A 22,959-nucleotide genomic window follows, 5' to 3' on the forward strand; every position below is an offset into this window, starting at 1 on the left:
TAAAAGCGCTTGAGCACAGCCACCCTCTACGACAAGGTCTGGGCCCTGCATCAGGTGGCTGAGCTGCCCAGCGGGTCGACGCAGCTGTTCATTGGTCTGCACCTGATCCATGAGGTCACCAGTCCGCAAGCTTTTGCTGCCCTGAAGGATCTCGGGCTGAGTGTCCGCCACCCCGAACGCACGGTGGCCACGGTGGACCACATCGTGCCAACCACGAGCCAAGCGCGGCCCTTCGCCGATGGACTGGCCGAAGAAATGCTCAGCACCCTGGAGCGCAACTGCCAGGAGAACGGCATCCATCTCAATGGCCTTGGCAGTGGCCGCCAAGGAATCGTCCATGTGATGGCGCCGGAGCTGGGCTTGACTCAACCGGGCATGACCGTGGCCTGCGGTGATTCGCACACCTCCACCCACGGCGCCTTTGGTGCCATTGCCTTTGGCATTGGCACCAGCCAAGTGCGCGATGTCTTAGCCAGCCAAAGCTTGACGATGAACAAGCTCAAGGTGCGGCGCATCTGGGTAGATGGAGCGCTGCAACCCGGCGTCTTTGCCAAAGATCTGGTGCTGCACATCATCCGAACCCTGGGCGTAAAAGGCGGTGTGGGCTACGCCTATGAATTCGCCGGGCCTGCGATCGAAGCCCTCTCAATGGAGGAGCGCATGACCCTCTGCAACATGGCAATCGAAGGCGGCGCCCGCTGCGGCTACGTCAATCCCGATCAAACCACGTTTGACTACCTCAAGGGCCGCCCCCATGCGCCCAGCGGTGATGCCTGGGATCGCGCTGTGAGCTGGTGGAGGAGCTTGGCCAGCGGAGCGGACGCCTGCTTTGACGATGAGGTGAAGTTCGATGCCGCAGCCATCGCCCCCACCATCACCTGGGGAATCACCCCAGGCCAGGGCATTGGCGTGGATGAGGCGGTACCCACCTTGGAGCAGACCCCCGAGGAAGACCGCCCCCTGGCGCAAGAGGCTTACCGCTACATGGATTTGCAGCCGGGCCAAGCGATTGCCGGGCTGCCTGTGGATGTCTGTTTCATTGGCAGCTGCACCAATGGCCGCCTCAGCGACCTGCGCGCGGCAGCCGCTGTTGCCGCTGGCCGCCAGGTGGCCTCAGGCATCAAGGCATTTGTCGTGCCGGGATCGGAGCAAGTGGCCGCCGCCGCCGAAGCCGAAGGCCTGGATACTGTGTTCCGCCAAGCGGGCTTCGAATGGCGCGAGCCGGGCTGCTCGATGTGCCTAGCGATGAACCCCGATCGCCTCGAAGGCCGCCAGATCAGCGCCAGCTCCAGCAACCGCAACTTCAAGGGCCGGCAAGGCTCAGCCAGCGGCCGCACGCTGCTGATGAGCCCGGCGATGGTGGCTGCCGCTGCCATTGCGGGCCGTGTCACCGACGTTCGCTCCCTGCCGCCTGCTTAAACACCCATGACATCAACTCCTTTTCCCAGCGGCGCGATCAGCCAAGTCAGCGGACGCACCGTGGTGCTGCGCGGCAACGACATCGACACCGACCGAATCATCCCGGCGCGCTTTCTCAAATGCGTGACCTTCGATGGCCTTGGCGCCCAGGTGTTCGCCGACGATCGCAGCGAGCAAAACGGTGAACACCCCTTTGATCGACCCGAGCACCAAGGGGCAGCTGTCTTGATCGTGAACCGCAACTTCGGCTGCGGCTCCAGCCGTGAACATGCCCCCCAAGCGCTATTGCGTTGGGGGATCCGCGGCGTGGTGGGCGAAAGTTTCGCCGAAATCTTCTATGGCAACTGCCTGGCTTTGGGCATTCCCTGCCTGCAGGCCAGCAGCAAGGAGATCGAAGCTCTGCAAACAGCTGCTGAAGCCGCTCCGCAAAGCAGTGCCAGCATCAGCTTGGAGCCAGCTGCGATCAAGATCGATGGCCGCAACTGGGATCTGAGCATGGCGGCGGATGCCAAAAATCGACTGCTGAACGGCCAGTGGGATGCCACCAGCCAGCTGCTGCAACAGGAGCAAGCACTCCAAGACACAGCGGCGCGCTTGCCCTACATGCAGGGGTTCGTGGCCAGCCGCTGATTATTTGTCTACAAAAGAGATAGCGATGAGACGGATGCGATGGACCCAGTGCCTGCCCACCGCCATCGCTCCCGCTGGAGCTTGTTGAGCCTGCTGGTGTTGGCGGCCCCGCTGGCCATCCTCAATCCCAGCCTGGCGGATCCGCTCAAACAATTGGAGACAGGCTTTTGCTCGGGCTGCGCCCTCAGCGGCGCTGATCTGCGCGGCCGTGATCTCCGCGGCTTCTACCTCATCGGCGCGGATCTACGCGGCGCCGACCTGATCGGCGCGGATCTCAGCGGGGCCAACCTCGAAGGTGCCGACCTCAGCGGTGCCAACTTGGAAGGAGCTCAGCTGCAGGGCAGCCGGCTCAGCAATGCCGATCTGCGCGGCGCCAATCTGCGCTTCGCCGATCTCACCGATGCCATCGCCATCCAAGCGATCACCGAAGGAGCCCAAGTCGAGGGACTGGAGTTCAGCGGCGCTGAGCTTTACCGCAGCAACCTGATCGTCGGCGGAGACGACAACCAGTAGGCGACCTACCAGGGTTGGTCCTCAGCCCCAGGTCCCTGCACGACACCAGTGCGGGCTTCATAGGGAACAAACGGCAGACCTGGCCCTTGGAAACGGAAGTCGTTCAACTTCAGGCGAAGACCGCCGATGCCTGTGTAAGGGCTATAGAAAACACCGAATTGATAAGCGCGGCGCTGCCAACGGATCTCGAAGTAGTTGTTGGTGACATCGCCGTAAAAATCGGAATCACCGGCGACGTTGTAACTGATCGCGCCATCCAGCACGAGGGGACCGATCAACTGCTGGGTTAAACCAACCCCCAACGTTGCTGTGTCGACGTAACGATCAAAGGCAAATGGGCTATTGCCCGCTTTGGCCGTGGCACTGCCAAACAGCGAGAGCTTGGTGTAATCAAACAGGGGGCGATTGAAATGCCCCAGCGTCAACACTGGGCCACCTGATAGACCCAGCAGGCTTTGGCCCTGGCCGCCGCCATAGGCCGCTGCATTCACAAACGGCACCAGCGTGAGTTGCAGGCCCGGAATGATCGGCACCGGCGAGTAGCGATAGGCCCCCTCAGGCGTCAACGGCAACGACTTGCCAGTCCAAAGGGGCCAGTTCATCTGCAATGTGCCGTAGGCATTGGCCCGCCAAAGATCAGCGAAATTGTTGCTCTCGGTGTTACCTGCAATGAAGCCATTGCTCTGGTAGTTCCCCACACCCGCACGCCAATACGACGACACCTGGAAGGGGCCCACTTGCCGTGGGGAATCACTCTGGTTTTGCAACGAAACGCCGTAGGCGGAGTAGACGTCTTGCATGCCCAGCGAACCATTCCAAACCCGGTAGCGATACGCGCCAAAAGCGCGGGCCAGGGGGTTGCCCAGCGCAGCCCACTGCAAGGGCTGGTTCCACTGCGCTGACGAGCGGGTGGCATTGGAGAGATTCGACGGGGCAAAGCTGCTGATATCCGCTTCAAGGTTGAAATTGGCGTCGCCAACCGGACCGCTCCAGAGCGCCTTAACGCCAAACAGATCACCGGTGGTGTTGTCTTGAACCACATCACCGGAACCCGCTGAAGCGCTGGGTGCGGGGTAGGTGTTGGTGGTGCCATCGAAGGCACGCTCGAGCATGAACTGAGGGCGCACCGACAACCGAGTGCTGCCAAACAGCGTTTGTTCCGGGAGCTGGTACTGCAAAAAGATGCCATCACGATCCTGCGTATCCGCCAACACCGACCAGCGGTTGGAGACTTCCTGCTCCTCCTCAGGACTGAAGCGGAACGTCTTCGGTAGCGGCAGCGGCAATTTGTTCTCAAGCAGCAAGCGATTGCTCTTGGAGCGAACCACCGTGGTGCCATCGCTCTCCTGCTCAGAGCGCACGTCGCGCATATCCACCCAAGACTGGGCAGGCGTGAACGGATCATTGGTGAAGCTGATGCGCGGTGCGCTCCAGCCCTCGGGCGTCAGCAGCAGCTGCGGCGATTGGAAGCGCCAGTGGCTGATTTCGCCGCGAATTAACCCTTCGTTTTTAGAGGCAGCCAAGGTGTTGAGCTGATCAGGCCTGGCCCGGCCGAACTGAGCTTCGGCATTACCAAGCCCTGCCAAGTCGCCCGAGGTAACCCGGCGTTCAAAGATCAAGCCTGAACGGGGCTGAACATCAACCACCCGTTGATCCAATGCTGCGATGGCATCGCGGCGCTGCTGCAGCTGCTGCGTTGGCGTGAGTGTGGGCTCGTCGGACACAGCGGCCTGCGCCTCAGGCGCTTGCTGAGCTGATGGCCCGTCAAAAACCACCGACTCAAGCTGTTGCTCGAGTGGCAAGAAACGATCACGATCCACGGCTTCAGCCCCTGGGCAACCCAGTGGTGGCGGATCTGTTTCACCCTGCAGCGGCGGCTGGGCTGTGGTGCCGAAGTTGTAACGAAGGCCGATGAGATAGCCGTTACTGCCTTCCTCAGCGCCGCTGTAAGTGCCATAGGCACCAGAGCGGTGGTGGATGCGCCCCACGGCCGACCATTGGTGGCTGAACTGGATGGCGATTTCAGCCGCCAAATAGTTCAAAAATTGGGCTGAGTTTTCCCACGACGCCGCCTCGTAATTACTGAGAGCGCTGTTGAGACTCACACCCTCAATGGCCGCAAAGCTCAGCCAAGGCTGAATCCACCAACGGATTCCAATGCCCAAGGTCCCTTCCCAAAAGTTCTGGGCCTCAGTGACCGCACGATCTTTTTGCGAATCAAGAATGCCGCCGGTGTAGCGAAGGCGGCGGTTCAAGGTGGCCGAGTGATAAAGCACGTTGCCATCGAGCTCGATGGCAAAGGGATCGGCATCCACCAAACGGCGCGTCACCCCGAGGCCAAAGAGGGTTTCAGGCCGCGGCGTCCCACTAAAAACAAATGTCTCGCCAAAGGTGGCATCGGTCATCTGACCGCCCCAGGCCGTCAGAGCCCACGGTCCAGGCAAACGAGAACGCAATGGAGGGATTTCAGGCGGGCAAGCCATGGGTTCCGCTGCCGGCAGCGGAGCGACCGAGGCTGGAGGCACGAGCGTTCCTGGCTTCGGGGGATTCGCCCGCAACTGCAGCCGCTGCTGCTGCTCGGCTGCATTGCCTTGCGGGGTTCCGCTCAGCGGCGCATCCAGATTCAAATCCGTTGGGCTGGTGGCCAAATCAATGACGCCGTAAACGTCTTGGATTTCACCCTCGCCCTGGAGAAGGTTGTAGCGAAGCAGGCTGGCTTGAAGGTATTGATTGCCGCGTTGAAAGCGAACGGCGCCCCTGGCCCAAATCACACGATTGGCCGGGCTGTACTCAAAGCGATCAGCCTGCAGACGCCCGCCGGCCAGACGCAAGGTCACATCACCTGTGGCCACGAAGCGTTGCAAGCCGGATTCAAACCACTGGCGGTTGGCTTGCAGCTCAAGATCCCAGGGAGGCAACAGCTCCTCCGAGATCACAGCCTGCGGCTGTGGAGTCCCTAGAGAGTCCTCGGGCGTTGCTGGTTCATTGTCAAAAGGATCGGTGCTGTCCACCCCAGCTTCTAGGGGCGGTTCATCAACACCAAGAGGGAAAACAGCTTCTTGGGCCGCAACCGCGATGGGCTGAAGCAATACAGCAAGTGCTGCCGCCAAGACTGGAGACGTGGAGCTGGAGCTCAAGCCTGGCGGGGTTCAGGAGCGGCGATACTGCCACGCCCAATCGGTCAAATCACTCCTCGAGGTCCTTTCTGCTAGGCGTCCTGCTGGGGTCGCTGGCCAGGAAGCCGAACATGAAGATCCCAATGAAGAAGAAGACGACCGAATAAACGGAAATCTTGAGAGCGAGCATGGTCGAGCCGTGGGTCGGGGGTTGGCGCCGCACCCGTAGCGGCGCGACCATCCTATGGGGCACCTGGACGTCGCGGGATGAAAGCGGGCCTAGATCGACAGCTTCTGGGGTGGATTGAAACGTTTTCCTGCCGCCAGCAGCACGATCTGCTGCCGCAGCTGAAGCGCCCCGATGGCTCACCAGCCCTGCACCACCAGTGGGGTCAACGCAACCGCCCCGACTGGGATGCCCGCGGATTGGTGATCTGGCCCCGGGGCGGCCAACGCCTGCATCTGACCCATTCGCTGCACTGGCCGCAGGCCTGGGGTCAGCGCAAAAGCGGCGAAACCATCCGCCTGGCCTTGCGCTGGTGGGCCGAAGCCGCAGAGTGCCGCATCAACGGAAGCACCATTCACCGAGGCGATCTGTTTGACACCGCCTGCCGCTGGCCACTTCCTGAATGGTTCGGCCCTGGAGAGGTGCTGGAGGTGGAGCTGCTGCTGCAAAGCCCTCGCCATGACGATGGCGCCCTGTTGCTGGCGCAGCTGGAGCGGGAACCCAACGAGCCCAGCGACCCAGATGGCCTCCTACTCGCCAGCCAGCTGAAGTTGCTGCAGCAGGACCTGCCCGTAGCAGACGAGGAATTGGAGGCCCTGCTGCAAGGCGATCCCAACAACAGTGCCGCGGTGGCCAACCTGCGCCACTGGCTGAGGCAGCAGCAGCGCGCGCCTGGGCTCACGCTGCTGAGCCATGCCCATCTCGATCTGGCCTGGCTGTGGCCCGTGGCTGACACCTGGCAAGCCGCCGAACGCACGTTCCGCTCGGTCTTGGGCTTGATGCAGCGGCACCCAGAGCTTCACTTCGGCCATTCCACCCCGGCGCTCTACGCCTGGCTGCAGCAACACCGCCCAGCCCTATTCGCTGAGATCCAAGAAACGATGCAGCAGGGGCGCTGGGAGCCACTCAATGGACCTTGGGTGGAGAGCGATTGCACCTTGGTGGCCAGCGCCTCGCTGCTGCGGCAATTCCAAGAAGGGCAGGCCTACAGCCAGCAGCACTTGCCGGGCTGGGAGCACGCCCTGGCCTGGCTACCGGACAGCTTTGGCTTCAGCAGTGGAGTGCCGGCGATCTGCCATGCCAGCGGCGTGCACTGGTTTTGCACCCACAAGCTGTTTTGGAACAGCACCAACCCCTTCCCCCACCGCGTCTTTCGCTGGCGGCACTGCAGTGGGGATGAAGTCTTGGCGCTGATGAGCGCCCCGATTGGCACCAGTGGTGACCCCCTGGCCATGGCGACCTACAGCCAGCAATGGCAGCAATCCACGGGCATCCCCCAAGGCCTATGGCTGCCTGGTGTGGGTGATCACGGCGGCGGACCCAGCCAAGAAATGCTGGAGCAGCTGCAGCTGTGGCAAGAGCAGCCCCTCAGCGCACCAACTGAATTTGGAACCGTGCGCAGCTATCTGAACGAACTCGAAGCGCACCAGGGGCAGCTGCCGCTGTGGCGCGACGAGCTCTATTTGGAGCTGCATCGCGGGTGCGCCACCAGCCGCCCAGACCAAAAGCGCCACAACCGCACTTTGGAGCGGTTGCTGCTGGAGGCCGATCTGGCGCAAGCCCTCAGCGGCCAGCTGCCCAGCGGGCAAGAGCAATGGCGCACGCTGCTGTTCCAGCAGTTTCACGACATCCTCCCGGGCACCTCCGTGCCCGAGGTGTTTGAACAAGCCGAGCCGCAGTGGCGCCAAGCGCGCAGGCTCAGCCGCCAGCGGCGCGATCAGGCACTAGCGGCCTTGCTCCCCTTGAAATCCCAACAGCAACAGCAGTGGTGGGTGGCCAACCTGCTGCCAACGATTCAAGGGTCGGCCGTGGTGCGCCTACCCAGCCCGCCGGACGGTCAGACCTGGTGTGACCACGCGGGCGCTGTACCAGTCCAACCGGCCCGCAGCGGTGGATGCTGGCTGCAGATCCAGAGCTCTGAAGATGTTGGTGCCCAGCGCCTGGTGCTGGGCTCAGCCGCCGAGACATCAGCCAAGGCCCAAGGTGAGGTGAGCCTCGATCGCGATGACAACGGCGAGCTTTGGCTCAGCAACGGTCACCTCCAAGCCAAGCTCGGCCCCAAGGGGGTGGAGCAACTGCAGCAACGCCGCGGCGACGGCTGGGGAGAGCCGCTGCTAGCTGAAGCGATGGCCCTGCATCGCTACGGCGATCGCGGTGAGTTCTGGGATGCCTGGGACATCGCCAGTGACTACACAGGCCATGCGTTGCCGATGCGCTGGGAGGCCGAAGAGGAGCAGCTGGAGTCGGGGCCTCTGTGCACGCAGCTGCGCTGGCGCGGCCACTGCGGGCAGAGCCCGCTGCAACTCTCGGTGCGCCTACAAGCGGGTAGTCCCTGGCTTGAGCTGATCATCACGGCGCAATGGCGCCAGCTGCATGAGCTGCTGCGCTGCGAATGGGCGCTGAACCAACCAGGGCACTTTTGGTCTGCAGACACACCCGGTGGCGTCCAAGAGCGCAGCAGCAGACCCCGAACCCCAAGAGAGCAGGCCCGCTGGGAAGCCACCGCCATCAGCTGGCTGTGGGGCGGCACCAACCAAGCCGGCCTGGCCGTGCTGCTCGATGGGCCGCAAGGCGTCAGCGGCAACAACAACGGGCTGGGCGTGTCGTTACTACGAGGGCCCACTTGGCCCGATCCCAGCGCCGATCAGGGCTGGCATCGCTTGCGGATGGCTCTAATGCCAACCACAGGCAGCTGGCATCACGCTGCCGTTGCCGCGCAAGCGCGCCGCTTCCGCCAACCGCTTTGGCGCCATCCAGCCGCTGCGGGGCCAGCGGAACGCCGCTCTTGGCTGGCTTGGCCTAACCCGCATCAGCACTGGCTCGGCTTTGACACTGCCGCCGATGGCGGCTTGCAGTGGCAAACCCAAAACCTCAGCCCCTGCCGCAGCCAGTGGCCAGCAGCCTCCGGTCCTTGGCAAATCAAACACTGGCCCTGGGGGATGGCTCAGTCGTCGTGATCATCAAACGGATCATCCAGCTGGCGCGATGGCGGCCCAAAGGCGGTGTAGATGCCAAAGCCGGTTAAACCCAGCAGAGCTGTCAGCACCGCAATCGACACAGAAAGGGCTGGCGAGGTGCTTTCCATCAAGACTCCCAACAGGGGCCGCCGTCACAGCGGTCAGGGCCATTAGAGTAACGGCCCAAATCTTTGCAGGAGAGATTGCACCCCATGGCCCAACGCACCCGCCTGGGAGACCTGCTGCGTCCTCTGAATTCTGAGTACGGCAAGGTCGTGCCTGGCTGGGGAACCACCCCTGTGATGGGCATCTTCATGGCCCTGTTCCTGGTCTTTCTGCTTGTGATCCTGCAGCTCTACAACCGTTCGCTGCTGCTGGATGGCATCACCGTCAACTGGAACGGCCTCGGCTGAAGCCAATGAACGTTTTTGGGGTTGGTCTTCCAGAGATGGCGGTGATCGCCGTCATCGGTTTGCTGGTGTTCGGCCCCAAAAAACTTCCTGAATTGGGACGCAGCCTTGGCAAAACCTTGAAGGGTTTTCAGGCCGCCTCCTCTGAATTTGAGCAGGAGTTCCGCAAGGCCGTTGATTCGGTCGAACTCCCCGCAGGTCAAACTGACGCCACTTCCAGCCAGGACGCCACCACGCCTGCCGATGACGCCACTGATGCTGCTGGTCGGCCTGGGTAATCCCGGATCCAAATACGACGGCACGCGACACAACGTGGGCTTCATGGCGCTCGATCGTCTCGCCGCCGCAGGGAGCGGCAGCTTTCGTGCCAACACCAAATTGCATGGCGATCTTGCTGATATCGGCCGAGGCGACCGCCGCCTGCGGCTACTCAAACCTCAGACCTATATGAACGACAGCGGCCGGGCGATCCGGGCCAGCCTGGATTGGTTTGGTTGGACGCCCGAGCAACTGCTGGTGATCGTTGATGACATGGATCTTCCCCTCGGCCGGCTGCGGCTGAGGCTCAACGGTGGAGCCGGAGGGCACAACGGCCTGCGGAGCACGATTGCCCACCTAGGGGGCGAGGCCTTTGCCCGCCTGCGGATTGGCATCGGCGCTCCCGGCACCAGCAGCGAAGAGCGCAAGGAAGGCACGGTGGGGCACGTGCTTGGCAACTTCCACCCTGCGGAACGTCCCTTGTTGGATGAGGTGCTGCAGGAGGTTGAGCACGGCATCGGCCTGATTCAACGCCAAGGCTTTGAGCGCGCTGGCAACCGGATCAACAGCTTTCGGCCAGACGCCGCCTGACCATGGCACGCCTGCCCAGCACCACAGCCCACTTGCGGGTTCTGCAGCAGAGCTTCAGCGAGCAGATGGTGGAAGGAGAAGTGGCCGCTGGTGGTTTTCGCTGGGAATTTCGCTGGCACTTCGACCGCGGCGAACTGGTGGTGGAGCCATCACTGGGGCGAGCGCTGATTCAAGACGCCCTGCTCAGGTTTTTGGTCAAAAGCGACTACGCGCTGGAAGCCGGCGGTGATTACTGCTTCACGGTGCGGGCAGCCTTTTAAAGCGCGCCCCCAGGTGGGCCTCGAGCAACACCATGGCCGCCAAATCATCCACGGGCCTGGGCGGCAACCGCAGGCCGCGGGGCAGTAGCCGCTGCCAGCCCCGGGCAGGCAACAACTGCCAATAACGCTCACGCGCCGCCAAGGTGCTGCCCGCCTCCGGCTGCAACACCACCGGCACAGCCGGCTCAAGCTCAGCCAAGGCCTGCTGCCATGGGCCACTGGCGGTGCCATCGCCGAGCACCACACCTTGCAAGGGGGCTTGGTGTTGCCAGTGCTGCAACCAATCCCAGGCCTCCCTAGGGGAACAGATCAACAGATCAACCAGCTCAGCTCCACTGGCATCGGTGCGCACCAAGCCACACTTCTGACGTCCAGGATCCAGCGCTGCCCAGCCGCCGCTCATGGAGGAGCCAAACCCTTGGCGCGCACTGTTACGGCAATGGGATCGAGGCTGTCGCTATCGCGCGCAGCCACCACCTCCAAGCGCACCGGTTGATTGCCTTCGCGCTCCACCAACTGGGCGGCCAAAGCGTTGAGGGCGTCTTGATCCACCTGCAGCCGTGGGTTCAGCGCACCATTGCGCTGGCTTTCATTGCGGGCCGCAGCCAAGAGCAGATTGAGCCGCGCAAACACTTGTTTTTGAGAGCTTTGCTCAGGGTCCAAGCTGAGGCTGGCCAGCACTTGACCGGCTTCCAGCACCTGCCGGCTGCGGCGCACATCAGCAAAAGCCAGCACCTGCTTCTCACCACGCAGCACATTGCCAGCCGAGTGAATGCTGATCACCCAGGGGCCACCGCTGCGCAAGGCCTTCTCCACCTTGATCACCTCACTGCGGGGGATCAACAGCAGTTGCTGCTCAGGCTTTTGGCCAGGGAGAACCCGCTGATAAGCCTGCACATTGGCCTGACGCAAGACATCTTCAGTGGCTTGGCGCGCCAACTCAGGCTTGGGGATCGCCACCTTGGCCATGGTGAGCGGCTGCCCGGTGCTGAGCACCACATCACCGCTGCGCAAATCCAAAACGTTGCGCTCCAGCTGGCGCAATTCCTGCTGGCTGCGGCGGGTGCGTTGCTGCAACTGGCGCAGCTCCTCATCGCGGGCCGCCACGTCTTGGCCCAGCCGGTCGCGCTCAGCCTCTAGCTCCTGGCGCTGCTTTTTTAAAGGAGCCAGCTGTTGCTCGGCCGCAGCCCGATCCGAGCGCGCCTGGGCCAGTTCCGCTTGATTTTGATCGAGCTGTTTGAGGCTCAGCTGCAGCGACTTGCGTGATGAACGCAAACGCGTTTCCAGCTCATCAAGCTGAAAAAGACCCACGCGCAGACGTTCACTAACGGCCACCATCAACCCGAGGGTGAGGGCACTAATCAAGCTGCCTGTGAGCACCGTGATCACCACAGCCGTGCGGCGTGGCCTCATCTGAAACAAGCTCAGCCGCGCTTTCCCGATGCGGCTACCAAGGCGGTCGCCAAGAGTCGACAGCACTCCTCCGAGCACCAGAACGGCCAGGATCAGCAGCCAGCCGCTCACAGCGCCAGAAGAACAGTGGGGTCAGTATCGCCGAGGCCTGAGGCGAGCGTTTCAAGCAACGGTCAGCTGAACCGTTTGGCCAACGCAATGGGGTCAAACACGGTGATGCGCTTGCGCTCAATTTCCAGCAAACCAGCGGAGCGCAAATCACCCAGCAAACGGGTGATCGTGACCCGCGTGGAGCCAATCGCTTCAGCGATCGCCTGATGCGAGAGCTTCAAATCAATGGTGATGCCCTGACTGGAAGGCACGCCAAAGTCGCGGCAAAGCACCAGCAAAAAACTCACCAAGCGCGATGACATGTCGCGGTGGGTGAGCGTTTCGATCATGGTTTCGGTCTGCAGGATTCGCGAGGACAGACCCTGCAAGAGCAGCAGACCAACCCGCGCGTCCTGCTCAATGGCCCGGCGCACGGAGCTGGCCGGAGCGCTGAGCATCTCAACGCGCGTGAAGGCAACCGAGTGATAAAAGCGATCAGACTTTTGGCCGGTTAAAAGCGACAGAACGCCAAAAATGCTGTTCTCCCGCAACAGCGCCACGGTGATCTCTTCACCAGATTCGTAGACGCGGGACAGGCGCACAGCCCCGCGGCGCAGCAGATACATGCGCTCGGCGGGATCGCCTGGGAAAAAGATTGTCTTGCCGCGTTCAACCGACTCAGCAGCACTGCCAGCAAGCGAGCGCATCACCTCTTGCAAGGTGGGCTGGGGGTTGGGCGCTGGCGAAACGCTGACCATGAAGCGCGTACCGGTTCAAGGAAGGTAAAGAGCCGGCTTGACAGTGCTTGTAGCAATGAACACCGTCCGGCCTGGTCGCGATCAGCTGTAGTACAGACATTCACACTACTGGTGGTGCCAGACACTTGATTCGTGATTTTTCGCCGCTACATTCAGGAGCACCCCGCTTTAGACGGCCCATGCTCAGCCGCGTTGCTGAACGCCACCACAGGCCGTCCACAGCACCCTTGCGGCTGGTGGTTCGCGAGCCCGAAGGCCTGCTGCAGGTCCACACCGCCAGCTTTCGCGGCAGTTTTGCCAGCGTGTTCAGCGAAGCCCTGCGCTCCGCGGGCCTCGGCAGCCGCGTGCTGATCTGCCAATTCCTGCGCGGCGGCGTTGATCAAGGCCCCCATCAACCGGTGCAGATGTGTGGGCGCCTCACTTGGCTGCGCCCTGCTGTGACGAGCTGCCTGCAGGCCGACCACAGCGCAGACGACAAGCAAGCCGTGCAGGAGCTGTGGCAAGAAACCCAGCGTCAAATCCTGGAAGAAGCGCCCGATCTTGTGGTTCTTGATGAGCTCGGGCTCGCGTTGGACTACGGCTTACTGGATGCCAATGCTGTGATCAGCACCCTGCAGACCCGTCCGGGGCGAATGGATGTGATCCTGACCGGACCTGCCGTGCCGGAGCCTGTAATGGCAATGGCCGATCAAGTCACCGAACTGCGCCGCGACCGATGCTGAAGAACGATCGCTGGATCAACGAACAAGCTGAGCATGGGCTCCTGGAACCCTTCCAGCCCACCTTGGTGCGCCATCTCGATCCTGAGAACCGCAGCAGCGCAGTGCTCAGCTTTGGTTGCTCGTCCTATGGCTACGACCTGCGCCTATCGCCCCAGGAATTTCTGATCTTCCGCCATGTGCCTGGCACGGTGATGAACCCCAAGCGGTTTAACCCCGCCAACCTTGAGCCCGCTCCCATGCAGAGTGACGAGGACGGCAGCTACTTCATCCTCCCGGCCCATTCCTATGGGCTCGGTGTTGCCTTGGAAAAGATGAAGGTGCCCGAGAACATCACCGTGATTTGCCTGGGCAAGAGCACCTATGCCCGCCTCGGCATCATTGTGAACACCACCCCAGCTGAAGCCGGCTGGGAAGGGCATCTCACCTTGGAGTTCAGCAACAGCTCAGGTGCTGACTGCCGCATCTATGCCAACGAGGGCATCTGCCAGCTGCTGTTCTTTGAAGGTGATCCCTGCGACACCACCTACAAAGACCGCTCCGGCAAATACCAGCACCAACCCGAACGCGTCACCTTGGCTCGGATCTGATTCTCAGGGCGCCAAGCGCGCCTTGTGAAGACGACTTTTCTCATACCAAGCGGCGATCTCAGGGGCCCACTGCACCATGTGGGGCCACATCAGATCGCACATCTGGCGAATCTCTTCTTGGGCGTCGAGCTTGGCGCGTAGATCCATGAAATGCAGGAACGCCCTGAGCGTGAAGCTCACCACAAAATGCTGGCGATAATCGAACGGCAAGATGCCGCGGGCATGCTCTTCGGCAAAGCCCGCTTCCAGCATTTCGGCATACCGCTCCGCTGAGCGGCGGCAGTGCTCGAGGTCTTTACCCCGTTCCTCCTTGGTGTATTGGTACTTCTTGCCCTGGCGATCGCTGTAGCTGCCAACGGGGCGCAGGTAGAACACCTCTTCAAGATCCAGCTCACCTTTGGCGGCACGGCAGATCCGATCGCCGGTGTAGCGCATCGATTGCACATCAAAGCTGACGCCGACCCGGTGGGTGCGGGCCTGTTGCATCACCGAATGGGGGAACCAACCCACGTTCAAAACGATCTGCGCATGCTCCAGCGGTCCGTAATGGCCGCGCTCGCCAGAGAGCAGGCGCTTGACGCAAACCTCACCAGCCCTTGCCTCATCAGGCCACTGGGCTTGATCGGCCACCACATAGCCCTCGGAATAGTCCTGGTGCATCGCCGCGTAAATGCAGCGCTGAGGATTCGGAGTGGCAGCGATTAAATCAACCCGGAAGCGGTCCATGCCATGGCACGTTCTGGCAGGGACCTTAAGCGCGATCGGTCGCTTGCACCTGATCAAGAGCGCGCAGCAATCGCCGGTTCCGGCGCCGGTCCAGCAGGGCCAGACGCCACCAACGCTCATCGAGGCCAATAAAGCTGCGGCAATCGCGCACCAAGATGCGGTGCTGCTGCTCAAGCCTTTGGCGCCAGTTCTCCAACGCGTGGCCGCGCTGCACCAACAGGAAATTGCAACTGCTGGGGCTCACCTGCCAACCACGCCGCACCAATTGATCAACCAACCAGGGCCGTTCTGTCGCGACCCAGGCCTGCACCTTTTTGGTCCAAGCGGCATCGGCCATCAACCGTTCACCGGCGGCGGCGGCCAAGCCATTGACGGGCCAAGGATCGCGCCACTGGCTCCAGCGCTGCAGACGCTGGGGCTCAGCAATGGCGTAGCCCAGGCGCAGCCCAGCGATTCCAAACAGCTTGGTGAGGCTGCGAATCACCACCAGGCGAGGGTGCTGGCTAGCCAGCTGCACTAAGGAGTGCTGCTCACCACCAGGCACCAGAGGCAAAAAAGCCTCATCAACGACCAACAGCGGCACGCGCTCCAACAACGCCAGCAACGACTCCTGGCTCCAGAGCTGACCGGTTGGGTTATGGGGATTGGTGAGCCACAGGGGCCCCTGCAAGTGGGCCAACTGCGATCGAAACGCCTCGGGTAGCTCTTGTGGGCCTACTTGTTGATGGGGGAGCTGCAGATGCTCGTGCTGCCAGCGGCCTCCCCAACAACGCAAGGCGCGCTCGTAATCGGCAAATCCAGGAGCCGGCAAATGATTCAGCCCCAAGGCGGCAGCATCTCTGGCAGCCCAGGTGAACAACTCAGCGGCCCCATTGCCGGGGAGCACTGCATCAGCAGGCACCTGATGCCTCAGGGCGATGGCCTGGCGCAAGGCGCTGTAGCTGCGATCGGGATACACCTGCAGAGCCAGGGCCTGGCGCAGGCTGCGCCGAACGGCTGCCGGTGGCGCAAAGGGCACCAACGAGGCGCTGAAATCCAACACCTGCTCTGGGGCGCAGCCCAGGCGCAACGCTGCTTGCTGCAGGTTGCCGCCATGGCGTGGCGGAACTTGTGCCATCGCCCCATGGTGACCCAGCTCTAGGACCGATAAAACGGAGCAGCAACACAACCCCCATGCTGCGGCCCCTGGCCACCCTGTTGCTGCTGGCAACACCCATCGCCGCAGCCGAGCTGCAGGATCTTCAGCAGCTCCTGGAAGACAAGAGCTGCCAAGGCTGCGAGCTCAACAATGCCGATTTGGTGCACGCCGAGCTCAGCGGCGCACAGTTGCAACAGGCCCAACTGCAGGGAGCCAACTTGAGCCGGGCGACGCTGCGCGGAGCCGATCTGCGGAATGCCGATTTGCGCCAGGCGGTGTTGCTGGGAGCCGACCTCAGCCGGGCTGATCTGCGCGGTGCCCAACTCAGCGGCAGTGACCTACGCCAAAGCGATCTGACTGGCGCCAAGTTGGATCCTGGCGCCCTCAGCACGAGCCACTGGCAAGGAGCGCAAGGGGTTCCAACAGGGGCCAATAGCTATGCCGATCTCCACAACAGTGGCGTGGAAGAGGCGCTGAAAGGTCGTCATCCAGAAGCAGAACAGCGCTTTAGTGCCGCCATCGGCCGGCGACCCCAAGCCGCCATCAGCTGGCTCGCCCGCGGCATCTCCCGCGGCGAACAGGGCCGTGAGCTGGAGGCCGCTGCGGATCTGCAGCAGGCCGGCCGTCTCTACCGCCAAGGAGGCAACGACGATCTAGCCGATCAGCTGGACAAGGCGGCCCAGCAGCTGCGCGACAACCCCAAAAAGCCCAATGGCAATGGCTGGGGCAGCGCGATCTTGGGCGGTGCGGCAGGACTGTTTAAGCAGCTGGCTCCTTACGCCCTGAAGTTGATGGGGCCAGGTCTTCTTTAGGGGCGCGGCTGTAAACGCTCAAGTTGAACTTGAGGACAGTGGGCTCGGCCGAATCCTCACCATCTCCAGCCGGGGCCGGGTGCGAGAGATTCAGATCCCTGAGCACCGCTAAGGGCGAAAGACTCTCGATGCGGCGCAAAAAGACCAGCAGTTGTGGGAATGCCCCGGAGGCCATCACCAGCTGCTCGCGTTTGACCAGCGCGCCATCAACGAGCAAAGGATCACTTGGGGGCGCCTCGTTGCCTTTGGTGTTGCTGCGCTTGGAGCTGGGCGCTGGCGGCGGCACCTGAGGCTCATAGCTCTCAAGCGTGACGCCAGCAGCAGCCGCTTCCACCGCCAATTGGGCCAGCAGGGTGTCGAGCTGATCGGTGCCCGCCACGATCTGCAGCAGCTTGCGCTGATCAGCCTCAGCCTGTTGCAGGCCCTGGCGCGAGCGGCCTAGCCGGGCACGGTTGGCTGCCAATGCCTCTCCTTGGCTCTTGAGCAACTGGCGTTGCTGGTCAAGAGCTCCGTTGCGCTGCCAAGCGGGCAACAGCCATGCCAACGCCAGTCCTGCGGCCACTAAGCCTCCCGCCAGGGCCGGCAACACCAACACCAGGCGCTCTGGCGTGATGCCGAAGCGGCTCGGCGGTTGGGCCTGAAAGTTCGTCATGGCAGCACCCCCAACTGTTCAATCACCGCTAACCGGTAGGCCATGCCTTGGGCCTGCAGGGCCTGCAACTGCGCCCCATCGAGCAACGGGATCCTGCTGCCGAACTGCGCTTCCAGGCGAAAGCGAATGCTGCTTGATGGCTCAGCTTGGCCGGCATCCCTGCGCTTGGCCTCTTGCACCTGAATGCTGGATGGCACAAACAGCGGCGACTGCTGCAGCCCCAACTGCAACCCATTGATCCGAACAAAGCCATTGGGATCGGTGGCTTCGCCCTCCAGCTTGAGCAGGCGATCTTCACTAACCGCACTGGTGAGCTGCAGCCCGGCTGGCACCTCTTGGGCCAAGGCCGTGAGCCAAGCCGAACTGGAGGGAACCGAGACCAAGGCTTCGGCTAACTGCGTGTTAGCGGCTTTCAGACGCTGCGCTTGGCGCCCCACCCCCTCGGCTTGTTGACCCAACGCTTCACTGGCCGAGGCCGTTGGCTGCAACTGGCTGACCTGCTGCTGCAGCTGGGACTGGCGCCAGCTCAGCCACACGCCAGCCAGGGCGACCACACCGACGCAGGCCAATCCGACCACGCCACCACGAATCAGCAGTGGCCGCACGGCAATCATGCGATCAGCCGGGACCCCCAACTGGGCGCGCCGCTGCTCGAGCAGATCAAGGGTCATCGGGGCTGTCCCCCCAGGGCCAAGCCGATCAAACGATCAACCGCTGCAGGCGCAGGGCTCACCCAGGCCTCGGCGTCACTCACTGCGGCCTGGCTGAGGGCATCGATCCGCTCCATACGGCAACCCACCTGCTGACTCCAGCTCTCCAGCGGTGGGGTCAGCTCAGGGTCAGCCAACACCCACAGGGTTGGCGGCTGACCATCCAATTCAGCGATTACAGCTTGGAGTTCATCCAGCCCTGAGGCTGACGCCAAGCTGAGCTGACGCAGCGGCACCGCTCCACGCCAGAGCAGCAGCTGCCAAGACTCCCCGCGCACATCGAGGCTGCCGGTCCATTGCTGTTGATCCTGCTGCTGTAGGGGCGCAGGCAATAGACGCTCAACAGCGAGCACCGATGGCTCAAGGCCATGCAGATCAAGGCCAGCAATTGCGAAGGTGTCGATCCAGCGATCGAGCTGCTCATTGGGTAGGCAGGCCAACAGCCAGTGATCGCCTCGCTGCTGCCAACTGACTGCCGCCTCAGCCAGCGGGAAGGGCAAGGCCAATGCAGCCTCTTGCCCCATCAGCCACGGCATGATCTCAGCATCAGGTTGCCGGCCGGCCGGCAGCTTCAGCGAGCGCAACACCACAGCTTCTGGGGGCAACAAGGCGCGAGCACCCGGAGCCTGCAGACCACCTTGAAGCAGGACATCACCAATCAGATCACCCAAGGCCTCGGTGAGCAGAGGCACGCCAGCCTCAACAACGCCACTGGGCAGTGGCGCTTGCTGCCAGCTCTGCAGCTGCAACTGACCACCGATGGTCTGATACGCCAGCAGCGTGAGCGCATCAGCCTCCATGGCGAGGGCAACACGGCCCATGCGCAGCGGCCTGAGCAGTTGCTCACGCAGGGGGGCCAGCTGCTCGGTCACTCCCGAGAACACGCCACATCACTGGCAACTTGGCAGAAACTAGAGCGCCCTTAGCCCTCCTGCCAGGGCAAACCGCAACCAACCGCTGCAGCGATGGTGGGCAAACCGTGGTGCTCCAGCTGTTGCAGCAGGCCATCGAGGATGCAGGGCACCAACTCCGGGCCGCGGTAAATCCAGCCCGTGTAGAGCTGCACCAACGAGGCCCCTGCGGCAATGCGATCCCAGGCCGCCTGGGGGCTATCGATCCCTCCCACACCAATCAGAGGCAACTGCGGGCCGGCGCTAACGCGCAAGCGCCTGAGCACCTCTAGGGCCCGAGCACGCAACGGCACCCCACTGAGGCCACCCGCCTCTTCGGCCAAGGTGCGGCCGGTTTGCAGCAAGCGCCGCTGCTCCAGCCCCAAACGATCCAGGCTGGTGTTGGTGGCAATCACGCCGGCCAGACCCTCGGCATAGGCAAGCCGGGCCAGAGCATCGATCGCTTCATCGGCCAGATCCGGGGCAATTTTCACCAACAGCGGCGGGCAACCGCTCTGACCGCGCAAGCGCTCCACCAGCTGGCGCAGCAGGGTTTCATCCTGCAGCTCCCGCAATCCCGGAGTGTTGGGTGAGGACACATTGATCACCACATAGTCCGCCAGCGGAGCCAGGGCCTCCAGGGAGCTGGCGTAGTCATCCGCTGCGTGCTCGAGCGGTGTGACCTTGGATTTGCCCAAATTCAAACCCAGCACCAAAGGGCGCTCGCCGACCGGCGGCAAGCCCTGGGCCTGCAGGATCCGCTGCACCGCTGCCGCCCCTTTGTTGTTGAAGCCCATGCGGTTGAGGGCCGCTTGCTCCTTGGCCAAGCGAAAGAGGCGCGGCTTGGGGTTCCCCGGCTGCGCCTGGGCCGTGATGGTGCCGAGTTCGGCAAAGCCAAAACCAAAGGCCTGCCAGATGCCGGCCGCCACGGCGTTTTTATCGAAACCAGCCGCCAAACCCACCGGATTGGCGAAGCGGCAACCAAACACCGTCTGGGCCAAGCGAGGGTCGTGACGCTGCAAGGCTTTGGCTGTGGCATCAAGAGTCGCGCGCACCGGCGGCAGAGCGCGCCAGCGGCTGGCCTGCCCGAGGGCGCTCAGCGTGAACTGGCTCATCCACTCGGCATCGGCGCCGTCATCAGCGGAGAGCAAAGGCCCCAGCCAGCGCTGCCAAGGATCGGAGCTCATGGCGTTGCCTCTGGCTTGGAGCGCTGCAACTGCCAACGGCCATCGCCCAGCGGTTGCACCTGAAAATCGCGCCACTGCCAGGGGCCATCACGGCTTTCCAGCTGACGCAAGGGTTGCTCCACCAACTGCGCCAGTTCCACCGAGGTGAGGCCGTAGCCGCCGCTGGCCAGGCGATCAGCCACCTCCAGCCGCGTCAGCACATCCCGCAGCGAAGCTGGCGCCGGATCGACAGGCTCGACAGGCGTGGCTGTGTTTGCAGCTGGCTGTTGGCCGTGGGAGTGGGCCACGGCAATGGCATCGCAGCGCTCGTTATCAGGATCACCGCTATGGCCTTTGACATGGGACAAGGCCACATCAGGAAGGCGGGCGGCATCGAGCGCCTCCCAGAGATCACGGTTGAGCACCGCACTGCCAGAAGCCGTGCGCCAGCCCTTGCGCTTCCAGCCGTTGATCCAACGGGTGAAGCCATCGATCAAATATTTGCTGTCGGTGCGGATGGCCAGGCCTTGGGCCCGCGGCAACTGCTGCAGGCGCTCTAGCAACGCCAAACAAGCGCTGAGCTCCATGCGGTTGTTGGTGGTCTGCGCCTCAGAGCCACCCAGCTCCTCAACGCGTCCATCACTGAAGCGCAGCAGCGCGCCCCAACCTCCCGGCCCGGGGTTGCCGCGGCAGGCGCCATCACAGGCAGCGGCCACCACCACGGGGGCATCTTCAACTGAAGGGGAAGCTTTGGAAGGCATCACTGGAACCTAATCACCGGGGCAGACCACTCAGAGAACCGTCTCTCCAGGGGGTGGCACATTTTCCTCTGAGGAAATAGTTTTATTTCGTGTGAGGAGTGCGGACGCTTCTCAGGGTCGAAACAAGGACAGACTCCTGAGCTCGTCCGATTCCTGCCCCGCTTCGGCGGGGCTTTTTTCTTGGCAAAAAAAACCCTCCGCCGGAGCGGAGGGCATGAAGGTGGTCCGAAAGGACCGGGGCGATCACTTGAGGGTGACCTTGCCGCCGGCTTCTTCGATGGCCTTCTTCATATCTTCGGCAGCGGCCTTGGCCACGCCTTCCTTGACAGGGGTCGGAGCCTTTTCGACGAGGCCCTTGGCATCGGCCAGGCCGAGACCAGTGGCTTCGCGAACAGCCTTCAGCACCTTGATCTTGGCGGCGGCATCGAAGCTTTCGAGGATGACGTCAAATTCGGTCTTTTCCTCAGCGGCTTCACCACCACCATCAGCGGCGCCAGGGGCGGCCATCACCACAGCGCCAGCAGAGGCGGCGGCGGACACACCAAAGGCTTCCTCGATCTGCTTAACAAGCTCAGAGGCTTCCAGCAGCGAGAGAGTCTTCAACGACTCGAGAATTTCGTCGGTTTTTGCGGACATGGTTGAGAAGAGAGCAACAGAACGGGAGATCGGTGGAACTCAGCTGTTTTCGCTATCAGCGTGCTGCTGAAGCGCACGGGCGAGACCAGAGGGAACCTCGTTGACGCCGACGGCCAGCTTGGTGGCCACAGCATTGATGGACCCGGCGATCTGAGCCATGAGTCCCTCCTTGGAGGGCAGGTCTCCGATGGCCTTGATGTCGTTCTGGCTGAGCAGGCGACCTTCAAACAGGCCTCCCTTCAGCTCCGACTTCTTGCTGTCCTTCTGGAAGGACTGCACGGCCTTCACCGCACCACCCACATCCCCTTTGACGAGGACGAAGGCATTGGTGCCGGTGAGCAGGGGGTCGAGGTCGGACCAGGTGTCGTTGCCATCGATGGCGCGACGCATCAAGGTGTTTTTGGTCACCTTGCAAATGCCGTTCGCAGCCAAGCGACCGCGTAGGTCGCTCATCTCCTTAATGGAGAGGCCTTTGTAATCGAGCACCAGGGCCATTTCGGCCTCGCCGAGCAACTGCTTGAGCTCCTCGACGATCTGTTGCTTGTTCTCCAGCGTGCGGCCCATAGGTTGAGGATCGGATCAGGGGAACAAGCCGGGTTGTGCGGACCGGTGGAGGTCGCAACAACCGATCCGCACCACAAGGGGTGAAACCGATGCGCAAACCTCGGCAGGACTTATGGCTGCGGAAACCGCCTCCACCTGCTGTCTTCGGTTGCGAGTGGCCGTTGAGACAAAGCTCTCAGGCCGAACGCTGGGTGCAAAACCCGATTCCGGTGAAATACCGGATCAATTCACCGTATCAGGCCGTCACTCAGCGTTGCTGAGGTCCTGCAGGGCAGAGAAGTCCACTTCCACCGAAGGGCCCATGGTGGAGGTGATGTAGAGGCTCTTCCAGTAACGGCCCTTGGCACCGCTGGGCTTGTTGCGATCCACCGTCTCTTGCACCGACTTGAGGTTCTCCAGCAAGTCGTCAGCGCTGAAGCTGGCCTTGCCGAACTGCACGTGCACGATGCCGCTGCGGTCGGCGCGGAACTCCAACTTGCCGGCTTTGAATTCGTTGATCGCGTTGGTCACATCGGTGGTGACAGTGCCGGTCTTGGGGTTGGGCATCAAGCCGCGGGGACCCAGGACCCGGCCGAGCTTGGCCACCTTGGGCATCATGTCGGGGGTAGCGATCAGCAGATCGAAGTCCATCTGGCCACCAGCGATGGAGTCGACAAGCTCCTCGTCGCCCACCAGCTCAGCGCCAGCGGCTTTGGCTTCAGCCACCTTCTCGCCGCGGGTGATCACGGCAATGCGGATGCTGCGGCCAGTGCCCTTGGGCAGTGCCACGGTGGTGCGCAGCTGTTGGTCGGTGTATTTGGGGTCGATGCCCAGACGCACGTGGGCTTCGATGGTTTCGTCGAACTTGGCCGTGGCATTGGCCTTCACCAGCGACACCGCCTCCAGCGGGGCGTAGGCGCGGGGTTCAACGGTGGCCTGGGCGGCCTTGAAGCGTTTGGAAATGGATTTCATAGC

Annotated in this window: 27 protein-coding genes; 11 read left to right on the forward strand and 16 right to left on the reverse strand. The window is 62.6% G+C overall.

Features of this window, described 5'->3' with window-relative positions:
* Positions 1 to 9: 9 nt before the first annotated feature.
* From leuC to SynMINOS11_RS11750, 3 genes are read left to right on the forward strand one after another with little or no spacing between them, the layout of a single operon-like run.
* The gene (gene leuC / locus SynMINOS11_RS11740) at positions 10 to 1,419 is read left to right on the forward strand and encodes a 3-isopropylmalate dehydratase large subunit (protein WP_186548700.1); all 1,410 of its coding nucleotides are present in this window, start codon (positions 10 to 12) and stop codon (positions 1,417 to 1,419) included.
* Between the two features lie 6 nt (positions 1,420 to 1,425).
* A complete protein-coding gene (locus tag SynMINOS11_RS11745) occupies positions 1,426 to 2,049 on the forward strand; it encodes a 3-isopropylmalate dehydratase small subunit (RefSeq protein WP_011936744.1) in 624 nt (207 codons plus the stop codon).
* Between the two features lie 39 nt (positions 2,050 to 2,088).
* Positions 2,089 to 2,562, forward strand: coding sequence for a pentapeptide repeat-containing protein (locus SynMINOS11_RS11750; protein WP_186548702.1), 474 nt, complete (start codon positions 2,089 to 2,091; stop codon positions 2,560 to 2,562).
* Positions 2,563 to 2,567: 5 nt separating this feature from the next.
* Here SynMINOS11_RS11750 and SynMINOS11_RS11755 read toward each other — a convergent pair whose 3' ends face one another.
* Together SynMINOS11_RS11755 and SynMINOS11_RS11760 are read right to left on the reverse strand one after the other, a co-directional pair.
* Entirely contained in the window at positions 2,568 to 5,672 is a 3,105-nt protein-coding gene (locus SynMINOS11_RS11755) for a DUF3769 domain-containing protein (protein WP_186548704.1), read from the reverse strand.
* Positions 5,673 to 5,748: 76 nt separating this feature from the next.
* Positions 5,749 to 5,868, reverse strand: coding sequence for a photosystem II reaction center protein I (locus SynMINOS11_RS11760; RefSeq protein ID WP_011936747.1), 120 nt, complete (start codon positions 5,866 to 5,868; stop codon positions 5,749 to 5,751).
* Positions 5,869 to 5,945: 77 nt separating this feature from the next.
* On the opposite strand from SynMINOS11_RS11760, the gene SynMINOS11_RS11765 reads away from it, so the two are divergent.
* Positions 5,946 to 8,861, forward strand: coding sequence for an alpha-mannosidase (locus SynMINOS11_RS11765; protein WP_186548706.1), 2,916 nt, complete (start codon positions 5,946 to 5,948; stop codon positions 8,859 to 8,861).
* Here SynMINOS11_RS11765 and psbN read toward each other — a convergent pair.
* Positions 8,849 to 8,989: a photosystem II reaction center protein PsbN gene (psbN, locus tag SynMINOS11_RS11770; protein ID WP_011936749.1), complete on the reverse strand. Its 141-nt coding sequence runs from the start codon at positions 8,987 to 8,989 to the stop codon at positions 8,849 to 8,851. The genes SynMINOS11_RS11765 and psbN overlap by 13 nt on opposite strands.
* Before the next feature lie 84 nt (positions 8,990 to 9,073).
* On the opposite strand from psbN, the gene psbH reads away from it, so the two are divergent.
* The 4 genes from psbH to SynMINOS11_RS11790 are packed head-to-tail and all read left to right on the forward strand — an operon-like array spanning position 9,074 to position 10,380.
* Positions 9,074 to 9,274, forward strand: coding sequence for a photosystem II reaction center phosphoprotein PsbH (psbH, locus tag SynMINOS11_RS11775; RefSeq protein WP_011936750.1), 201 nt, complete (start codon positions 9,074 to 9,076; stop codon positions 9,272 to 9,274).
* A gap of 5 nt (positions 9,275 to 9,279) precedes the next feature.
* Positions 9,280 to 9,549, forward strand: coding sequence for a TatA/E family twin arginine-targeting protein translocase (locus SynMINOS11_RS11780; RefSeq protein ID WP_186548707.1), 270 nt, complete (start codon positions 9,280 to 9,282; stop codon positions 9,547 to 9,549).
* Complete coding sequence (gene pth / locus SynMINOS11_RS11785) at positions 9,515 to 10,120, forward strand: aminoacyl-tRNA hydrolase (RefSeq protein WP_186548709.1); 606 nt, start codon at positions 9,515 to 9,517, stop codon at positions 10,118 to 10,120. The genes SynMINOS11_RS11780 and pth overlap by 35 nt, the downstream gene beginning before the upstream one ends.
* Positions 10,121 to 10,122: 2 nt before the next feature.
* Positions 10,123 to 10,380 (forward strand): DUF3146 family protein, encoded by a 258-nt coding sequence (locus SynMINOS11_RS11790; RefSeq protein WP_011936753.1) that lies wholly within the window; start codon positions 10,123 to 10,125, stop codon positions 10,378 to 10,380.
* Here the strand turns inward: SynMINOS11_RS11790 and SynMINOS11_RS11795 are convergent.
* From SynMINOS11_RS11795 to ntcA, 3 genes are all read right to left on the reverse strand, one after another.
* Positions 10,358 to 10,783 carry a polyamine oxidase gene (locus SynMINOS11_RS11795; RefSeq protein WP_011936754.1) on the reverse strand — a complete coding sequence of 142 codons (426 nt, stop codon included), beginning with the start codon at positions 10,781 to 10,783 and terminating at the stop codon, positions 10,358 to 10,360. The genes SynMINOS11_RS11790 and SynMINOS11_RS11795 overlap by 23 nt on opposite strands.
* Positions 10,780 to 11,904 (reverse strand): DUF3084 domain-containing protein, encoded by a 1,125-nt coding sequence (locus SynMINOS11_RS11800; RefSeq protein ID WP_011936755.1) that lies wholly within the window; start codon positions 11,902 to 11,904, stop codon positions 10,780 to 10,782. The genes SynMINOS11_RS11795 and SynMINOS11_RS11800 overlap by 4 nt, the downstream gene beginning before the upstream one ends.
* 62 nt (positions 11,905 to 11,966) lie before the next feature.
* Positions 11,967 to 12,641 carry a global nitrogen regulator NtcA gene (ntcA, locus tag SynMINOS11_RS11805; RefSeq protein WP_011936756.1) on the reverse strand — a complete coding sequence of 225 codons (675 nt, stop codon included), beginning with the start codon at positions 12,639 to 12,641 and terminating at the stop codon, positions 11,967 to 11,969.
* A gap of 179 nt (positions 12,642 to 12,820) precedes the next feature.
* Between ntcA and SynMINOS11_RS11810 the strand changes: the two genes are divergently transcribed.
* Complete coding sequence (locus tag SynMINOS11_RS11810; RefSeq protein WP_186548711.1) at positions 12,821 to 13,363, forward strand: cob(I)yrinic acid a,c-diamide adenosyltransferase; 543 nt, start codon at positions 12,821 to 12,823, stop codon at positions 13,361 to 13,363.
* Positions 13,357 to 13,950 carry a dCTP deaminase gene (gene dcd, locus SynMINOS11_RS11815; RefSeq protein WP_186548712.1) on the forward strand — a complete coding sequence of 198 codons (594 nt, stop codon included), beginning with the start codon at positions 13,357 to 13,359 and terminating at the stop codon, positions 13,948 to 13,950. The genes SynMINOS11_RS11810 and dcd overlap by 7 nt, the downstream gene beginning before the upstream one ends.
* A 3-nt stretch (positions 13,951 to 13,953) precedes the next feature.
* On the opposite strand, the gene thyX is transcribed toward dcd, so the two are convergent.
* Together thyX and cobD are read right to left on the reverse strand one after the other, a co-directional pair.
* Positions 13,954 to 14,676, reverse strand: coding sequence for an FAD-dependent thymidylate synthase (gene thyX, locus SynMINOS11_RS11820; protein WP_186548714.1), 723 nt, complete (start codon positions 14,674 to 14,676; stop codon positions 13,954 to 13,956).
* Positions 14,677 to 14,701: 25 nt separating this feature from the next.
* Positions 14,702 to 15,793: a threonine-phosphate decarboxylase CobD gene (gene cobD, locus SynMINOS11_RS11825; RefSeq protein ID WP_186548716.1), complete on the reverse strand. Its 1,092-nt coding sequence runs from the start codon at positions 15,791 to 15,793 to the stop codon at positions 14,702 to 14,704.
* 56 nt (positions 15,794 to 15,849) lie between these two features.
* Between cobD and SynMINOS11_RS11830 the strand changes: the two genes are divergently transcribed.
* A complete protein-coding gene (locus SynMINOS11_RS11830; RefSeq protein WP_255445411.1) occupies positions 15,850 to 16,626 on the forward strand; it encodes a pentapeptide repeat-containing protein in 777 nt (258 codons plus the stop codon).
* Here the strand turns inward: SynMINOS11_RS11830 and SynMINOS11_RS11835 are convergent.
* From SynMINOS11_RS11835 to rplA, 8 genes are all read right to left on the reverse strand, one after another.
* Entirely contained in the window at positions 16,574 to 17,278 is a 705-nt protein-coding gene (locus SynMINOS11_RS11835) for a hypothetical protein (protein ID WP_186548720.1), read from the reverse strand. The genes SynMINOS11_RS11830 and SynMINOS11_RS11835 overlap by 53 nt on opposite strands.
* Entirely contained in the window at positions 17,275 to 17,949 is a 675-nt protein-coding gene (locus tag SynMINOS11_RS11840; protein WP_186548722.1) for a PilN domain-containing protein, read from the reverse strand. Before SynMINOS11_RS11840 ends, SynMINOS11_RS11835 begins: the two co-directional genes overlap by 4 nt.
* Complete coding sequence (locus tag SynMINOS11_RS11845; RefSeq protein ID WP_186548723.1) at positions 17,946 to 18,860, reverse strand: hypothetical protein; 915 nt, start codon at positions 18,858 to 18,860, stop codon at positions 17,946 to 17,948. The genes SynMINOS11_RS11840 and SynMINOS11_RS11845 overlap by 4 nt, the downstream gene beginning before the upstream one ends.
* A 50-nt stretch (positions 18,861 to 18,910) precedes the next feature.
* Positions 18,911 to 20,065 carry a quinone-dependent dihydroorotate dehydrogenase gene (locus SynMINOS11_RS11850; protein ID WP_186548725.1) on the reverse strand — a complete coding sequence of 385 codons (1,155 nt, stop codon included), beginning with the start codon at positions 20,063 to 20,065 and terminating at the stop codon, positions 18,911 to 18,913.
* Positions 20,062 to 20,805, reverse strand: a complete 744-nt coding sequence (locus SynMINOS11_RS11855; protein WP_186548728.1) for a ribonuclease H family protein — start codon at positions 20,803 to 20,805, stop codon at positions 20,062 to 20,064. Before SynMINOS11_RS11855 ends, SynMINOS11_RS11850 begins: the two co-directional genes overlap by 4 nt.
* A gap of 243 nt (positions 20,806 to 21,048) precedes the next feature.
* Positions 21,049 to 21,441: a 50S ribosomal protein L7/L12 gene (gene rplL, locus SynMINOS11_RS11860; RefSeq protein ID WP_186548730.1), complete on the reverse strand. Its 393-nt coding sequence runs from the start codon at positions 21,439 to 21,441 to the stop codon at positions 21,049 to 21,051.
* Positions 21,442 to 21,480: 39 nt separating this feature from the next.
* On the reverse strand, positions 21,481 to 22,005 hold the full coding sequence (gene rplJ / locus SynMINOS11_RS11865; RefSeq protein ID WP_011936768.1) for a 50S ribosomal protein L10: 525 nt from the start codon (positions 22,003 to 22,005) through the stop codon (positions 21,481 to 21,483).
* 243 nt (positions 22,006 to 22,248) lie between these two features.
* Positions 22,249 to 22,956 (reverse strand): 50S ribosomal protein L1, encoded by a 708-nt coding sequence (gene rplA, locus SynMINOS11_RS11870; protein ID WP_011936769.1) that lies wholly within the window; start codon positions 22,954 to 22,956, stop codon positions 22,249 to 22,251.
* Between the last annotated feature and the right edge of the window lie 3 nt (positions 22,957 to 22,959).

Source organism: Synechococcus sp. Minos11, assembly GCF_014279855.1.
Classification (GTDB): domain Bacteria; phylum Cyanobacteriota; class Cyanobacteriia; order PCC-6307; family Cyanobiaceae; genus RCC307.

Coding starts and splice junctions, on each gene's coding strand:
- psbN (WP_011936749.1), bottom strand. CDS start 8,989: ATGGAAAGCACCTCGCCAGCCCTTTCTGTGTCGATTGCGGTGCTGACA.
- rplA (WP_011936769.1), bottom strand. CDS start 22,956: ATGAAATCCATTTCCAAACGCTTCAAGGCCGCCCAGGCCACCGTTGAA.
- SynMINOS11_RS11850 (WP_186548725.1), bottom strand. CDS start 20,065: ATGAGCTCCGATCCTTGGCAGCGCTGGCTGGGGCCTTTGCTCTCCGCT.
- cobD (WP_186548716.1), bottom strand. CDS start 15,793: ATGGCACAAGTTCCGCCACGCCATGGCGGCAACCTGCAGCAAGCAGCG.
- SynMINOS11_RS11810 (WP_186548711.1), top strand. CDS start 12,821: ATGCTCAGCCGCGTTGCTGAACGCCACCACAGGCCGTCCACAGCACCC.
- SynMINOS11_RS11840 (WP_186548722.1), bottom strand. CDS start 17,949: ATGACCCTTGATCTGCTCGAGCAGCGGCGCGCCCAGTTGGGGGTCCCG.
- SynMINOS11_RS11765 (WP_186548706.1), top strand. CDS start 5,946: ATGAAAGCGGGCCTAGATCGACAGCTTCTGGGGTGGATTGAAACGTTT.
- SynMINOS11_RS11790 (WP_011936753.1), top strand. CDS start 10,123: ATGGCACGCCTGCCCAGCACCACAGCCCACTTGCGGGTTCTGCAGCAG.
- SynMINOS11_RS11780 (WP_186548707.1), top strand. CDS start 9,280: ATGAACGTTTTTGGGGTTGGTCTTCCAGAGATGGCGGTGATCGCCGTC.
- rplJ (WP_011936768.1), bottom strand. CDS start 22,005: ATGGGCCGCACGCTGGAGAACAAGCAACAGATCGTCGAGGAGCTCAAG.
- SynMINOS11_RS11795 (WP_011936754.1), bottom strand. CDS start 10,783: ATGAGCGGCGGCTGGGCAGCGCTGGATCCTGGACGTCAGAAGTGTGGC.
- dcd (WP_186548712.1), top strand. CDS start 13,357: ATGCTGAAGAACGATCGCTGGATCAACGAACAAGCTGAGCATGGGCTC.
- pth (WP_186548709.1), top strand. CDS start 9,515: ATGACGCCACTGATGCTGCTGGTCGGCCTGGGTAATCCCGGATCCAAA.
- SynMINOS11_RS11855 (WP_186548728.1), bottom strand. CDS start 20,805: ATGCCTTCCAAAGCTTCCCCTTCAGTTGAAGATGCCCCCGTGGTGGTG.
- psbH (WP_011936750.1), top strand. CDS start 9,074: ATGGCCCAACGCACCCGCCTGGGAGACCTGCTGCGTCCTCTGAATTCT.
- SynMINOS11_RS11830 (WP_255445411.1), top strand. CDS start 15,850: ATGCTGCGGCCCCTGGCCACCCTGTTGCTGCTGGCAACACCCATCGCC.
- SynMINOS11_RS11760 (WP_011936747.1), bottom strand. CDS start 5,868: ATGCTCGCTCTCAAGATTTCCGTTTATTCGGTCGTCTTCTTCTTCATT.
- rplL (WP_186548730.1), bottom strand. CDS start 21,441: ATGTCCGCAAAAACCGACGAAATTCTCGAGTCGTTGAAGACTCTCTCG.
- SynMINOS11_RS11750 (WP_186548702.1), top strand. CDS start 2,089: ATGGACCCAGTGCCTGCCCACCGCCATCGCTCCCGCTGGAGCTTGTTG.
- SynMINOS11_RS11835 (WP_186548720.1), bottom strand. CDS start 17,278: ATGACGAACTTTCAGGCCCAACCGCCGAGCCGCTTCGGCATCACGCCA.
- thyX (WP_186548714.1), bottom strand. CDS start 14,676: ATGGACCGCTTCCGGGTTGATTTAATCGCTGCCACTCCGAATCCTCAG.
- SynMINOS11_RS11745 (WP_011936744.1), top strand. CDS start 1,426: ATGACATCAACTCCTTTTCCCAGCGGCGCGATCAGCCAAGTCAGCGGA.
- ntcA (WP_011936756.1), bottom strand. CDS start 12,641: ATGGTCAGCGTTTCGCCAGCGCCCAACCCCCAGCCCACCTTGCAAGAG.